The sequence below is a fragment of the Streptomyces sp. NBC_00464 genome (genome assembly GCF_036013915.1).
In the GTDB taxonomy this organism is placed as follows: Bacteria; Actinomycetota; Actinomycetes; order Streptomycetales; family Streptomycetaceae; genus Streptomyces.
Genome location: NZ_CP107899.1, coordinates 4,566,179 through 4,579,791 on the forward strand (window position 1 = coordinate 4,566,179; position 13,613 = coordinate 4,579,791).

Here is a 13,613-nt window from a genome sequence, read left to right on the forward strand (position 1 = left end):
CAATCACAAAAAAAGTCCGTGATATCAGCCAGATCGTGCGACACACCGCGCCAATTGGCGGATGCCTCCACGCAAACCCCTCTACGGTGTGAGATGTGAGCAGCAGCGGCCTGATCTACGCAGTCATTGTCGGGGCCTGGGCCGCCTACTTGGTACCGATGTGGCTCCGCAGGCAGGACGAGCTCAACGAAGCCCGTCCGACGGAACGCTTCAGCACCGCCATCCGGCTGCTGTCCGGACGGGCGGCGATGGAGCGCCGGTACGCCAAGGAGCTGCGGGAGCGCACCGATGAGGAGGCGGCGCCCGACGCCGACCCGGACTCAGTCACGGACCGAATGGATTCCGTCGACGTCCGGGCCTTTTCCGCGCCTCCGGCGCACACCGAGGCCCGGGTGCACGACCCGGCTCGTACGCCGGAGCTCTCCGCCCAGGAGCGCGCGGCGCAGAAGCGCGCGGCCCGCGAACGGCCCGCGCCCCCCACCGATTCCTCCGAATCCGCCTCCGCACCCGCCTCCGTACCCGCCCGGCGTCCGCGCCCCGGCGGAATCGACGCGGAGCGCGCCCGGCGTGCGCAGCGCCTGCAGGTCCTCGCGCGCCGTCGGCGTACCACCGTCGTCCTCTTCCTCGGCTTCACGCTCGGCGCGGTCGTCGCCGCGGTCGGCGGCCTCCGCCTTCTCTGGGCTCCCGCGGTTCCCGCGGTGCTGCTGAGCACGTACATCGTGCATCTGCGCGCCCAGGAGCGGCGCAGGTTCGCCTTCACCATGGACCGGCGCCGTGCGGAGGTCGCGGCCCAGCGGCTCCGCGAGAGCCGCCCCCGCCGCCACCAGCCGGCCGCGACGGCCCCCGCCGAGTCCGACGAGGACCCCGAAGCCCGTCACCCCGCGCCCGAACCCACCCCCACGGTCTCGCCACAGGAGGCGGGCCGCCGCGCCCTGGTCGAGCAGACGGACCACGCGGAATGGGTCGACCAGCAGCGCGAGCGTGGCCGGGTCCAGGGCGACAGCTGGGAGCCCGTCCCCGTACCGCTGCCGACCTACGTCACCGCCCCGGTCGCCCCGCGCGCCACGGGTGGCATCGAGGTCGGCAACCCGGAGACCTGGAGCGCCGCCCGCTCCAGCACCGCCGAGCCCACCCCGTCGGCCACCCCGCAGACCGCGGCCACGCCGGTGGACCCGGCGCCCCGCCAGCGCTCCGCCCAGTCCCGCCGCGCCCGCGAACGGGGCCGGACGCCGCTCTTCGACCAGTACGACGAGGACGACCGCCCCCGCGCGGCCAACGAGTGAGACGCCCGCCCCGCCCACTGCGACGGCGACTCGGCTGACCAGCGCGGAACGGATTACCGAGCACCCCGGTCGGGGTGCTAAAGTTTCACTCGTTGCAAGGGCCTGTGGCGCAGTCTGGTAGCGCACCTCGTTCGCATCGAGGGGGTCTGGGGTTCAAATCCCCACAGGTCCACCTGCACGACTGTTCTTGAGTCAGCTCAAGAACAGTTCACAAGATCCCGTCCGATCTGATTGATCGGGCGGGATCTTGGCGTTTCCGGGGGTTGTTCGAGGAGTGATCCGAACGCGATCGGTGCCGGAGGCGGTCGTCGACCTGCTCTTTCGGGGTGGTTCGGGTGCGTGGGGCGTTTCTGGGCGGGCGTGCGTGATCCCGGCCCGTACTGCTGGGGGCTCAGACGGTCTCGCGGATCTCCGGCCCTCGGGGCGGCGGCAGCCCGGCCGCGTCGAGGACTGTCCTAAAGATTGGACAACTGATCCCCTCGGTCCTGCTGCGGCTGTTCATCGACCGGCCCTCACGTCACGGAGAGGTGGCGACTTCCGTTACTGCACTCGGTTTGGTGTCAGTCGGCCCGTTGGGCGGTGACGTCCATGCGGAAGAGTGTCCGGGATCCGTCCCCGGTGTGGGCCCGAAGGAGGATGCCGGTGCGGGGCGAGGGGGAAGTGGCAGATGAGCCCTTCTTCAGGGGCCCAGGCGCTGCATGGGAAGGACCGTATCGGCCGTGCCGTGGCCCTCACCGAGGTGGGCTCGGCCGTGGTGACCTCTGCGAGGTGCGACACGACGCGGGCCGGACTGGGCAGTGTTTGCAGCACCCGTCGGCGGGCCGATGACCGCCCCGCCACCCCTCGGGCGGGGCGAGGTTTTCGACGGCCGGGCCGACGGGGGCATTCAGTGTCGCGGTGCCGAGTTCAGGACATCGCGCTTGGCCAGCGTCTCCACTCCGGTTCCTGTGAGCGTCACCTTGCCGGAGTGAACGGTGTCCAATTGCTCGACCTGCTTCCCGTACCACTCAATGGCGGTCAGCAAGAACCCTGGCGCGGCCGTGCCCGGGCCGGCTGCGGGACCCGGGTGCTGGAACTCCATGCCCAGCCGTGCCGTCCCCTCAACGCAGCGGACCACACACACGGCCACGTCGTCCGACGTGCCGGTAACGCCCGGTGCCACGGACTCGATGGATTCGATGCTCAGGGCCGCCTTCTCCGGCACGTTATCCAACACGCCGGTGTGCCTCCTCGACGAAGTTCGCGATCTGCTCGGGGGTGAGCTCGGGAGCATCGTATTCAAGGAGCGGATCGATGCCCCCGTTGCCGATCTTGCGTGGTACGTGGATGCCCATCTCGGAGAGGATCTCCCGCTTCGGGGTCACTCGGGCGCGGGATTACGGGCTCCGTTGCTGCCCAATAAGTGGGGAACGATCACTGCCGTGCCGGGAAGCGATCTCCAGTTCGGCACACCGACTGCTGCAGCTGCCTCAACCGCACTGCCCGCTTGCGCCATGGTGTGTAGGTCCCCCAAGGGGCCCGTCTGAGCGCCATGCTGACCATCCCCCGCCTCCTGCGCCGCCGCCATGATGCGTCTCGGTACAGAGGAAGGAGCTGCCGGTTCAAGGGCCTGGGCCGTTCGGACTGCCGAACATGTGCGTGTGGTCGCCGAGTTGGTGAGACGCAGTAGGGCAGAGATCCAGTCCATTGTGCATGGCACCGATACTCTGGACCAAGAGAAGACGTCACGTCACACAGGGGGCAACGTGGGCAAAGAGGCAACGCACGGGGTCAAGTTGGCTGTGCACCCTCAGAGTGAGTTGAGCTCGCTGCGAAAGTGGTTGACGCTGACTCCGGGAGTGGAAGTTCACCAGGAGGCCGGCACCCCGGGTTCGGGCGAGCAGGGAGCCTTCGACACGCTGAGCGTGGTAGCCGGAAGCACCGGACTCGTCGCCGCGATCAGGGTGTTGCCACAGTACCTGCGGGCCAAGCGGAGCGACGTGGCCGTCACCGTCGAGGTGCGCGGCAAGAAGCTGACCGTCGATGCCAAGAATGTCGAGGAGATCATGCCGATACTGGAGCGACTCCTCGATGACTGACCGGTCATTAGGATTCGACTTCTCGCGTTCACGAGCTGTGTTGATGGGTACGTGGGACTACTCCCACCTCACCTCGGTCGATGCCGCACGACACAGTCTGGATCGCATGCACGGTCTGCTCACCGGTCCGTGGTGCGGATGGCCCGAGGAGCAGGTGACCCTGCTGTCCAACGAGCGCGGCCCCGGCGATCTCGCCGACCAGATGTTCGAGCTCTTCGAGGATGCCACCGACGTGGCACTGTTCTATTACGTCGGGCACGGGCAGATGGATGACGAGGACCAGTTGTGTCTGGGGCTTGTGGATTCTCGGACGGAGCCGCACCGCCGGGCGGCCACCAGCCTGCCCTTTGCTGCCATCCGCCGCGTCCTTCGCCGGAGTCGCGCCACCACGAAGGTGGTCATCCTCGACTGTTGCTTCTCCGGCATCGTCACGGGCGACCCCGACCACACACTCGCCGGGCCGGACGAACACATGCTGTCGCAGGCCGCTGCGAGGGCCGGGGCCTACACCATGACCGCCAGCAGCGCCGATGCCACGGCATGGTTCGAGACCGACCCTCAACTGCCGAAGCCGGAGACCTACTTCACCAAGTACTTGGCCGACTTGGTCGAGTCCGGTATTCCGGGCCAGCCCGTCGAGCTGAAGCTGCACTCGTTGTTCACCTGGCTGCACGACAACCTGGCTCGCGACGGGCGACCGATCCCACAGCAGCGCAGCATCGACGCTGCCCGGAACTTCGTGTTCGCCCGCAACGCCGCGCCGCCGGAGTCGATCGCCGACCCCGATGCGGAAATCGCCCGGTTACAGAGAAGGGTCGCCGACACCGAGGCCCGGGAAGCCGCCCTGTGGGCGGAAGTGCGTGCGTGGGCCCGCCAAGTGGAAGGACTGCAGTCGGCGGGGCACCGTAACCGAACGGGCCCGGAGGCCGAACGTCTCCGGGTCGCAGAGAGACGGCTGGTTGAAGCCGCTGCCGCGCAGGACGAAGCCCAGTCAGCCCGTCAGCGAGCTGCCGCGACCCTGCTGAGGCAGGCCGCTGTTCGTTCCGCATCCACTTTCGCGGGTTTCGACCTTTCGGAGCACCGGCTGGCCAATGGTCTGAGAGTTGTGCTCTCCGAAGACCACAATGTCCCCGTCGCCGCCGTGAACGTCTGGTACGACGCCGGCTCCCGTCATGATCCTCCTGGGCGCAGTGGCCTCGCGCACCTCTTCTGCATGCTGATGTTCCAGGGATCCGCTCAGGTCGAAGGCAATGACCACTTCAATCTGGTGCAGCGCTGTGGTGGGTCGCTCAATGGCTCCACCAGCTTCGAGCGTGCCAACTATTTCCAGACCGTACCTGCTCACCATCTGGAGCTCGTGCTCTGGCTGGAGGCCGATCGCATGGGTTCACTGCTCACTGCGATGAGTAATTACGATATGCAAAACTGCGGCGACATCGTAAAGAATGAGCGTCGCCAAAGGTATGACGCCGTCCAGTACGGCAACGTATTCGAGCGACTCGTCGCCATGGTGTACCCGGACGGTAGCTCTTATCATCACGTTCCTATCGGATCGAATTCCGATCGCGACAAAGTCACACTGAAAGAGGCTCAAGAGTTCTTCCGTACCTACTACACGCCGAACAACACCGTGATGGCAGTTGTCGGCGACATCGATCCGGAGCGGACCCTGGCCTGGGTCGACAAGTATTTTGGATCCATTCCTGCCAACTATGCTTTGCCCGCCCTTCCCGCCAGTGGCATCACGGAAGAGATCATGATGGGTGAGCGGCGCGAGCACGTTGTCGCGGACGTGTCGCAGAGCGCGTTCATGGCGGCGTTTCGGCTGCCTCGCGACGGCAGCCGCGAGTGTGATGCCGCTGACTTGGCCCTCACGATCCTCGGTGGTGGCGAATCCAGCCGCTTCTACAATCGCCTCGTGCGCCAAGACGGTCTGGCAGCCTCGGCCGGATTCGGATTGATGCGGCTCGCCGGAGCCCCTTCCCTCGGCTGGTTGGACGTCAAGTCCATCGACAGCACCACCGAGAAACTCGGCGCCATTGAGAATGCGATCGATGAGGAAATGGACCGCTTCGCCATTGAAGGCCCGTCGCCCGACGAGCTGGAACGCGCCCAGGCGACGCTGGAACGTGAATGGCTGGACCGACTGGGAACCGTCGCCGGTCGCGCCGACGAGTTCTGCCGCTACGCCGTACTCTTCGGTGACGCCCAACTCGCCCTCAGTTCGTTGGGTAACGTCCTCGACGTCTCGGCCGACGAGGTCCGTGCCGTTGCCGCGCGTCATTTGCGCCGAGGCAACCGGGCCGTCGTCACCTACGAACCCTCCATGGCCCGAGGCTATTGAGCTTCCCCAGCGCTGTCCCTCCAGGGGCCTGTACCTCTTCGTCTCCGTCTGCCCAGAGTGCCCGGACATGCCGTACGCACACCGCTACGACTGCTGAGCCGCCTCCGCTGGGGAACGATCAGTGGGCAGACGTGGAAGCGATCTCCAGCGGTTCGGTGCGCCGCTGGTCAGGCCCACTTGTGAACAGACGGCGGTACGCGATACTCCTGCTGTGGAGTGGTTCGAGCGGGCCCGGGCAGCGGAACAGGTCAGCGATTGGGATGCGGCCATCGCGCTCGTGAGCGCCCGCGCCGAGTGCTACTCGGCCGATCACCACATGCACAGCAACCACCTCTGGCACATGGATCTGCTCGGCCGTGCGGGGCGGTTCTCGGAACTCACGGAACTCGCCCTCACGGATGTCCATGCACGGCGGAGACTCAACAGATCGCTTCGTGAACACGGGATGGAGGCGGCCCTTCGCGGCCGTGCGAAAGAGGGCGACAGTGACGCTCTCTACGTCCTTGTTCGGCTGTTGTGCGAGACGAATCGGGTCCAGGAGGCCCATCGCGCGGCACAGGACCTCGGCCCGGAGGATCAGTACGCACACGAGATCGTGGCCGGCTTCCGATCGCCGTCGAGCGGCGCATAGCCACGCGCGACACCTGTGCCGTCGTCGCGCCGGGCGGCGAGGCAGCAGTCGGCTTTGTCATTCTCTAGGTCCAGGTCCAGGTCCAGGTCTACGGCTACGTTGTTGCCGGCTGTGGCAGATCACGCTCTGCTGCGATTCCTGACGTCACGTCTTCGAGAACGAGGCCCGGAAGGATTGCCAGTCCCAGAGTCCGAGGATCCACGTTCGGGCCGGCGGCCTTCTCCGCGATGCCGGGCAACCAGGATGCCAGCCGGTCCAGTGTGGACGCCAAGCCCTCTCGGTCGTCGTGGAGCAGCGCTGCCAGGAGCGATACGGCGTCGGCGCGGGAGCTGCCTGCTGGAGCGGGCACGGCGGTCGGCGCCGAGAGCGCGCGCTGGTCCTGAAGGCCGCAGAGAGCTGTGAGGGCGGCGAGAACGAATCGGGCGGCAGCGCTCTCCTCCTCCCAGCGGGACAGCAGCCTCGGCAGCTCGCTGCCGATGGCTCGTCGTGTCAGGTATTCAGTCGCAGGCTCCTCCCGGACATCCCCGAGTGCGGCGATGCGATCGGCAAGGGCGACCGCTGCCGCCGGCCCCGAAGCAGCAAGCCGCAACAGGTCGCCGAGCAGAACCAACCGGCTGCCGGGCGCGACGCTTTCGTCGCGGAGCAGTTCCACGAGGAACGGGACGGCGTCGACGGTGTCATCGGTGCAAGTGCCCTGGTGGGCCACGGCATCCGCGAGATCGCCGAGGAACTCACCCGTCGACCCGTAGGGCTCGCCGAAAGCGAACTCCTCATCGAGCAGCCACCCCACGGCATCCGGCGCATCCTCCGCGCTGCCGTACATGCGCTCCGCGACCGCCACCACCGCCTGGACCACCGCGGCGGGCTCACCGATCTCGCTGCGCTTCCAGGGCGGACCGGCCGGAGGACGTGCGGGATCCCTGGGCAGAGGGCTCGGAAGGGCGACGTCGGCGCCGGCCTGCTCATGGACCAGGCCGTCCCGTGTGAAGAACTCTTCGAGAGTCGCCGCATGCCCCTCGGCGCATCCCTGCTGAAAGCCGCCGTGGGTACGGGCCACATGGGCGACCCGAAGCCGTTCACTCCGGAGGAACGGCTCAAGATCCATCCGCTCGTACCCGCTGTAGACGGCCAGCGAGAAGACCTGCCACCACCCCTCCAGCTCCGGGTCCATCGACGGCCGGTCGTACGAGGCGCTCGACGGCGCGAACCGGAAGTGATCGTGGACGCGCACTGCCGTCAGACGGTGCCCCATCACGGACAGCTCAGCCGCAGCGGCGCGGGCGGCGGCCTCACTCGGCAGGCTCAGCGTGTACTGGACGCCCCAAGCGGGAGGTGCCGCGGCCATCAGCCGCACTGCCAGGTGAACATCGCCCGCTCGAAGCGCCGCTCCGCCAGGTCCTCCGGGCGGATCAGCCAGTACAGGGCTCCGGCATCGCCCCACATCATGTCCGCGGCGTCCTCGCTGTCGAACTGGGCCAGCAGCACCCAGTTGCCGGTCTCCTCGGACAGCCGCGGGTCGTCCCAGGATGCCTCGCCGTCCAGGACCGCCTCCGCGATCTCGATCTCGACCGGGTTCTGCACCGAGTGGGCGTGGCCGCCGATCCGGTGACCCACCTCGCCGTCGAACTCCCACAGTGCGTCGAGGAACTCCTGGGAGCAGACGGGGTGGTCGTACCGGTTTCCCAGCGGGGCATCCGGCACGAATGCGGCCCGGACGGACGGATGCCAGGGCTCGGTCGCCGTCATCTCCACCCGAGCGGTCAGCGGCACGACCGGATACGGCTTGAGCTCCGCAGGCGTTTCACGCTCCGCCACCTCCTCGTCGGCTGCCACATGGAGCACGCGGGCGCCCGCCCAGCTCTCCCGGTCCTCGGCCAGAACGAGAGCATCGCCGTCGTCCAACTGCCCGTCGAAGTAGAAGAACAGCAGCGTTCCCGCGGCGGGCAGATCGATGTCCAGCGCGGCCGTCGGCAGGCGCGCGCAGTCGATCGAGGCGACGAAGGAGTGCGGACCGTGCCCCTCCCACTCCGGCCACTCCGTGGCAGCCGGCAAAGCCGGAAGGCCACCGAGCCGGCCCACCACGTCGTCGGAGCCGGTTGCCACCTCAAGGCGCACACCAGGGCGAAGCAGGCCGAGCCACTTCTCGGTGTCCTCGGGCGACAGATGCTGCAGGGCGAGAGCGCGAAAGGCATCTCGGGAACCACGTGTCATACGCCCGATCATCCACGGCACCACTGACAGAGACCCCGGCAGCCCTCCAGCAGCGCGCGCAGCAGCTCAGCCTGTGGCCGTTGACGCCTCCAAGCAGCGGTGAAGCACCGGGCCTACTGAGCGGCCGCCCTGTCCACGCGCCAGGCCACCATTCCCGTGGCTCCCGGCAGCGCACCGGCATCGATGCGGAGCTTGCCGGCGGGGGCGGTGAAGGGGTGGCGGAAGGGGACGCCGTCGCAGTCCACCGTTCGGCGGACCGTGGTCTTCGAAGCGATGGAGAGCGTGATCTTCCCTGATCCTGTGCAGACGACCGCCAAGTCGAACGCCTTCCCCCGGGGCAGGTCCGGCACGCTGTGAAAGCCGTCGCCGACCCGCTCCAGGCCGGCCTCCACGAAACGCGGGTCGTCGCTGATGTCCACCGTGCCGAGCGCTTCCTGCGCCTGCCTTCCGAGCTGCTTCTCGGCGTGGGCCTCCGCACCGGAGGGGTTCGGTCGTGGCGTCGCCGGACTGCTTGTCGAGGCGTGCGGTCCGGCGGGGCCGCCGGGTCCGTCGGACTCGCTCGTGCAACCGACGGCGAGGCCGAGGAACACCACGGAAGCGCACGCGAGCGCGCGGCCGCGTCGCGTGGGACAGGTCGAGCTCTGCATTCGAATCCCCGATGTAAAGGCCCAGTCGACTGGTCAGGTCATGGTGGAATCTACGGGCCATCGGTGCCGCCTCCGGGGTTCGCCGGGGTTTCCTGAGGAAGAACTGAGCCTTCGGCCCCACGCCTCGATCAGTCGCGGAGGGGGCCCGTCCGTAGGCAGCCCGTCCGCGTATGGGCGGCCCTTCTGCGCAAGCAGCAACGAAGCGCGCCCCCCACCTCAGTGCGCCCCGTCCAGCCGCGCCCGCTGTTCGGCCGTCAGTTCCAGGTCCACCGCCGCCAGGTTCTCCTTCAGCTGGGCCACCGAAGACGCCCCGGCCAGCGGGATCACCGGGAGCCGGCCGCCGATCTGCCAGGCCAGGACGACCTGGTTGATGCCCGCCCCCGTCTCGGCGGCGACCGCGCGCAGGACCGCCAGGCGGGCGGGGGTGCCCGGGTGGTCGTAGTCCTGGGGGAGTGGCTTGTCCGGGCGGGTGTACGCGCCGGCGAGCAGCGGGGAGTACGCGACCAGGGTCAGGTCCGGTTCGGCGCGCAGGTAGCTGAGCAGTTCGGGTCCGGCGTGGCCCAGGCTGCCGTCCTCGAAGAGAGGGCTGGGCACGTCGAAGCGGGGGCGCAGGTGGCTGTGCTGGTACTGGAGGACCTCGTAGCCGGGCAGCCCGGCCGCGGCGGCGAGTGCGCGGGCGCGTTCCACCCGCCAGACCGCGTGGTTGCTGGCGCCCAGCAGCCCCACCGTGCCGGACGCGCTCAGCTCCCCGAGCGCTTCGACCGTTTCGGCGAGCGGGACGGACCGGTCCTCGATGTGGGCGTAGAGCAGGTCGAGCCGTTCGACCCCGAGGCGTTCGCGGCTGCGCTCCACGGCCACGCGGACCGCCTTCGCCGACAGGCCCTCCGCGTTGTCGACGAACCCGGTGCCGGGGGCGAGCGGTTCGGCGCCCAGTTTGGTGGCGATGACGATCTCGTCCCCGATACCGCGGCTGCGCCGCCACTTGCCGAGCAGCCGTTCGCTCTGGCCGCCGAGGCCGCCCTCGACCCAGTACGCGTAGTTGTCCGAGGTGTCGATGAACGTGCCGCCGGCCTCGACGAAGTGGTCCAGGATCGCGAACGAGGTCTTCTCGTCGGTGACCGACCCGAAGAGCATCGCGCCGAGTGCGAGGACGCTCACCTCGCGGCGGGTGGCGGGATCTGTGCCGATGGTGCGGTACTTCATGACGTTCCCCTCCGGTTCCGGTCACCGTCGTCCGGTGGCCGTGAAGGGGAGTGTGCTTGTTGAAGTGCGCTTCAACGCAAGGGCGTAGGCGGCGTCTGCGGCGTCGGAGAGGTCGCCGGAAGCCCGGTGCCGATCATCGTCACCTACGCTGAAAGCGTTTACCCGCTCGTGAAGTTCTCCGCACCAAGGAGCGTCCTGTGATGGCAGGTATACCTCAGCCTCAGCCCCGGCCCCGGTCCGAGTCCCAGTCCCAGCCCCGGATCGACACGAGCAGGCCGCACCCGGCCCGCGTCTACGACTGGTTGCTGGGCGGCAAGGACAACTACCCGGTGGATCAGCAGGTGGCGGAGACCCTGCCGGAGGAGGCGCGGGGGAACGCCGCGCGGAACCGGGCGTTCATGCACCGGGCCTCCGCCTGGCTGGCGCGCGGCGGGATCGACCAGTTCCTGGACATCGGCACCGGCATCCCCACCGAGCCCAACCTCCACCAGATCGTCCAGGCGATCACGCCGACGGCCCGGATCGTCTACGCGGACAACGACCCGATCGTCCTGCGCCATGCGGAGGCGCTCCTCGTCAGTGCGCCGGAAGGTGCCACCGACTACCTCCACGCCGATGTGCGGGAGCCGGAGGCGATCCTCGAACGGGCGGCTCAGCTGCTGGACTTCGACCGGCCCATCGCCCTGTCGATGATCGCGCTGATGCACTTCATGCCGGACGACCAGGACCCGTACGGCATCACCCGCACCCTGGTCGACGCGCTGCCCACCGGCAGTTACCTGGTCCTCTCGCACGGCACCGCCGACCAGCACCCGGAGCTGAAGCAGGAGACCGAGACGGCGTACAAGAAGGGCGCCATCGCGCTGCGGATGCGTACGCGTGCCGAGGTCGAGCCGTTCTTCGAGGGGCTGGAGCTCGTCGGGCCGGGGCTCGTCCCCGCGACCGAGTGGTACCGGGAGGAGCCCGCGCCGGTCGTCGAGCGCAGTGGCTTCTACGTGGGTGTGGGGAGGGTGGTCCGGTGAGCGGCCGGTTCACGGCTGCGGACGGCACGCTGCTCGTGTACGACGACCTTGGGCCGGCCGGGGAGCTGCCGCCCGTCGTCCTCGTCCACGGGCACCCGTTCAACCGGAGCATGTGGCAGCCGCAGACCGCCGCGCTGGTCGCGGCCGGGTACCGGGTGATCGTGCCCGATCTGCGGGGGTACGGGGACAGCGGCGTCGTCCCCGGCCGCACGGGCCGCACGCTGCTCGCGGACTTCGCCGACGACATCGCCGCCCTGCTGGACCACCTGGGCCTCGCACGGGCCGTCGTCGGCGGGGTGTCCATGGGCGGCCAGATCGCCATGGAGTTCCACCGCGCGTACCCGGAGCGGGTGGCAGCGCTGGTCCTGGCCGACACGTCGCCGGTCGCCGAGACCGAGGACGGCAAGGCGTTCCGTAACCGCCTCGCCGACCGGCTGCTCGCCGAGGGGATGGGCGGGTACGCGGACGAGGTGATCGACAAGATGCTGGCCCCGTACAACGTCACCGGGCTGCCGGACGTCGCCGCGCGGGTGCTGGGCATGATGCGCACCACCGCTCCCGAGGGGGCGGCGGCCGCATTGCGGGGCCGGGCCGAGCGGCCCGACTACCGCGACTCGCTCGCCGGGGCCGGGGTGCCGGTCCTCGTCGTCGTCGGCGCGGACGACGTCTACACGCCCGTCGCGGAGGCCCGGGTTCTGCACGGGCTGATCCCGGGCGCGGAGCTGGTCGTGGTCGAGGGGGCGGGTCACCTGCCCGGTCTGGAGCGGCCGGAGGCGTTCAACGGTGCGGTGGTGCGGTTCCTGACGGGGGTGGGCAGCGCTTCAGGACCGGACAGCGCCTAGGGCTGGAGCGGCTTCGCGAAGCAGCGGCTGCTGTCGTACGTGCGGTAGTGGCCGAACTTCTCGCACGGCGTGTAGCCGCTGGAGAGGTACAGCGCTATCGCCTCGGGCTGCTGGTCGCCCGTCTCCAGCACCATGCGGGTGCGGCCCGCCGCGCGGGCGTCGGCCTCCAGGGCGGCCAGGATGCGGCGGGCCAGGCCCTGACCTCGGCCCTCGGGTATCACGAACATCCGCTTGAGCTCGGCGTCACCGTCCGAGTAGCCCTCGGCGTTGCGCTCCTGCGAGCGCCAGCCACCGGTGGCCACCGGGTGGTCCGTCGCGTCGTAGGCGAGCAGATACAGGCCGTGCGGCGGGTCGAACATGGTGGCGTCCAGCGGTGTGATGTCGCCCTCGTCCCCGTAGCGCTCGGCGTATTCGAGCTGCACGAGATCGTTGAGTTTGACGGCGTCGGGGTGATCGTAAGGGCGAGGCTGGATAAGCATGCAGTAGATGGTACATGTATGCGGACAGTGGGGTCGGTATCGTGCCGGAATGCTCACTGTGACCACCGTGAATGTAAACGGCCTCCGCGCCGCCGCGAAAAAGGGCTTCGTCGAGTGGCTGGCGCAGACCGACGCCGATGTGATCTGCCTCCAGGAAGTGCGGGCCGAGTCGAAGCAGCTGCCCGAAGAGGTGCGTGAGCCCGAGGGCTGGCACACCGTCCATGCCCCTGCCGCCGCCAAGGGCCGGGCCGGGGTCTCGCTCTACTCCCGCCGGGCGCCCGAGCGCGTGCAGATCGGCTTCGGCGGGTTCGGGGTCGCCGGGAGCGAGGAGTTCGACGCCAGCGGCCGGTACGTCGAGATCGACCTGCCGGGCGTCACGGTCGCGAGCCTGTACCTCCCCTCCGGCGAGGTCGGCACGGAGAAGCAGGAGGAGAAGGAGCGCTTCATGGCGGCCTTCCTCCCCTACCTCACCGGCCTGAAGGCGAGGGCCGCCGCCGAGGGCCGCGAGGTCGTCGTGTGCGGTGACTGGAACATCGCCCACCAGGAGGCCGACCTCAAGAACTGGAAGGGCAACAAGAAGAACTCCGGCTTCCTCCCCGAGGAGCGGGAGTGGCTGACCCGGGTCTTCGGTGAGGCCGCGTACGTCGACGTCGTGCGCGCCCTGCACCCGGACGTCGAGGGTCCGTACTCGTGGTGGTCCTATCGCGGGCGCGCCTTCGACAACGACACGGGTTGGCGCATCGACTACCAGGTGGCGACGCCCGGTCTCGCCGCGCGCGCGGTGAAGGCGTGGGTCGAGCGGGCCGCCACCCACGAGGAGCGGTGGAGCGACCACGCCCCGGTGACCGTGACGTACGAGCAGTAAGGGACGTA

Annotated in this window: 14 protein-coding genes, 1 tRNA gene and 1 pseudogene; 9 read left to right on the forward strand and 7 right to left on the reverse strand. The window is 68.9% G+C overall.

Annotated elements, in window-relative coordinates:
- Positions 1-95 precede the first annotated feature (95 nt).
- Together sepX and OG912_RS20635 are read left to right on the forward strand one after the other, a co-directional pair.
- Entirely contained in the window at positions 96-1,283 is a 1,188-nt protein-coding gene (sepX, locus tag OG912_RS20630) for a divisome protein SepX/GlpR (protein ID WP_327710650.1), read from the forward strand.
- A gap of 98 nt (positions 1,284-1,381) precedes the next feature.
- Positions 1,382-1,455, forward strand: a tRNA-Ala gene (locus tag OG912_RS20635).
- Positions 1,456-2,169: 714 nt separating this feature from the next.
- Here the strand turns inward: OG912_RS20635 and OG912_RS20640 are convergent.
- On the reverse strand, positions 2,170-2,499 hold the full coding sequence (locus tag OG912_RS20640; RefSeq protein ID WP_327710651.1) for a hypothetical protein: 330 nt from the start codon (positions 2,497-2,499) through the stop codon (positions 2,170-2,172).
- On the reverse strand, positions 2,489-2,647 hold the full coding sequence (locus OG912_RS20645; RefSeq protein WP_327710652.1) for a hypothetical protein: 159 nt from the start codon (positions 2,645-2,647) through the stop codon (positions 2,489-2,491). Before OG912_RS20645 ends, OG912_RS20640 begins: the two co-directional genes overlap by 11 nt.
- Before the next feature lie 204 nt (positions 2,648-2,851).
- Between OG912_RS20645 and OG912_RS20650 the strand changes: the two genes are divergently transcribed.
- The 4 genes and pseudogenes from OG912_RS20650 (at position 2,852) to OG912_RS20665 (ending at position 6,336) form a co-directional block, all read left to right on the forward strand.
- Positions 2,852-3,361, forward strand: a complete 510-nt coding sequence (locus OG912_RS20650; RefSeq protein ID WP_327713489.1) for an effector-associated constant component EACC1 — start codon at positions 2,852-2,854, stop codon at positions 3,359-3,361.
- Positions 3,354-4,076 (forward strand): annotated as a pseudogene (locus OG912_RS20655) (caspase family protein); the annotation flags it as partial. The gene OG912_RS20650 and the pseudogene OG912_RS20655, both read left to right, overlap by 8 nt.
- A 303-nt stretch (positions 4,077-4,379) precedes the next feature.
- The gene (locus OG912_RS20660; protein ID WP_443061098.1) at positions 4,380-5,705 is read left to right on the forward strand and encodes a M16 family metallopeptidase; all 1,326 of its coding nucleotides are present in this window, start codon (positions 4,380-4,382) and stop codon (positions 5,703-5,705) included.
- Between the two features lie 211 nt (positions 5,706-5,916).
- Positions 5,917-6,336, forward strand: coding sequence for a hypothetical protein (locus tag OG912_RS20665; RefSeq protein WP_327710653.1), 420 nt, complete (start codon positions 5,917-5,919; stop codon positions 6,334-6,336).
- Between the two features lie 94 nt (positions 6,337-6,430).
- On the opposite strand, the gene OG912_RS20670 is transcribed toward OG912_RS20665, so the two are convergent.
- From OG912_RS20670 to OG912_RS20685, 4 genes are all read right to left on the reverse strand, one after another.
- Positions 6,431-7,681 (reverse strand): hypothetical protein, encoded by a 1,251-nt coding sequence (locus OG912_RS20670; RefSeq protein ID WP_327710654.1) that lies wholly within the window; start codon positions 7,679-7,681, stop codon positions 6,431-6,433.
- Entirely contained in the window at positions 7,681-8,547 is an 867-nt protein-coding gene (locus tag OG912_RS20675; protein WP_327710655.1) for a YwqG family protein, read from the reverse strand. The genes OG912_RS20670 and OG912_RS20675 overlap by 1 nt, the downstream gene beginning before the upstream one ends.
- 113 nt (positions 8,548-8,660) lie before the next feature.
- The gene (locus OG912_RS20680; RefSeq protein WP_327710656.1) at positions 8,661-9,194 is read right to left on the reverse strand and encodes a hypothetical protein; all 534 of its coding nucleotides are present in this window, start codon (positions 9,192-9,194) and stop codon (positions 8,661-8,663) included.
- A 216-nt stretch (positions 9,195-9,410) separates the two neighbouring features.
- Positions 9,411-10,397 carry an aldo/keto reductase gene (locus tag OG912_RS20685; RefSeq protein ID WP_327710657.1) on the reverse strand — a complete coding sequence of 329 codons (987 nt, stop codon included), beginning with the start codon at positions 10,395-10,397 and terminating at the stop codon, positions 9,411-9,413.
- Positions 10,398-10,597: 200 nt separating this feature from the next.
- Here OG912_RS20685 and OG912_RS20690 point away from each other — a divergent pair, with 200 nt between their 5' ends.
- Together OG912_RS20690 and OG912_RS20695 are read left to right on the forward strand one after the other, a co-directional pair.
- The gene (locus tag OG912_RS20690; RefSeq protein WP_327710658.1) at positions 10,598-11,419 is read left to right on the forward strand and encodes an SAM-dependent methyltransferase; all 822 of its coding nucleotides are present in this window, start codon (positions 10,598-10,600) and stop codon (positions 11,417-11,419) included.
- A complete protein-coding gene (locus OG912_RS20695; protein WP_327710659.1) occupies positions 11,416-12,261 on the forward strand; it encodes an alpha/beta fold hydrolase in 846 nt (281 codons plus the stop codon). Before OG912_RS20690 ends, OG912_RS20695 begins: the two co-directional genes overlap by 4 nt.
- Here the strand turns inward: OG912_RS20695 and OG912_RS20700 are convergent.
- Positions 12,258-12,740 carry a GNAT family N-acetyltransferase gene (locus tag OG912_RS20700; protein ID WP_326736702.1) on the reverse strand — a complete coding sequence of 161 codons (483 nt, stop codon included), beginning with the start codon at positions 12,738-12,740 and terminating at the stop codon, positions 12,258-12,260. The two genes, OG912_RS20695 and OG912_RS20700, sit on opposite strands and share 4 nt — an antisense overlap.
- 49 nt (positions 12,741-12,789) lie before the next feature.
- Between OG912_RS20700 and OG912_RS20705 the strand changes: the two genes are divergently transcribed.
- On the forward strand, positions 12,790-13,605 hold the full coding sequence (locus OG912_RS20705) for an exodeoxyribonuclease III (protein ID WP_327710660.1): 816 nt from the start codon (positions 12,790-12,792) through the stop codon (positions 13,603-13,605).
- The last annotated feature ends 8 nt before the right edge of the window (positions 13,606-13,613 follow it).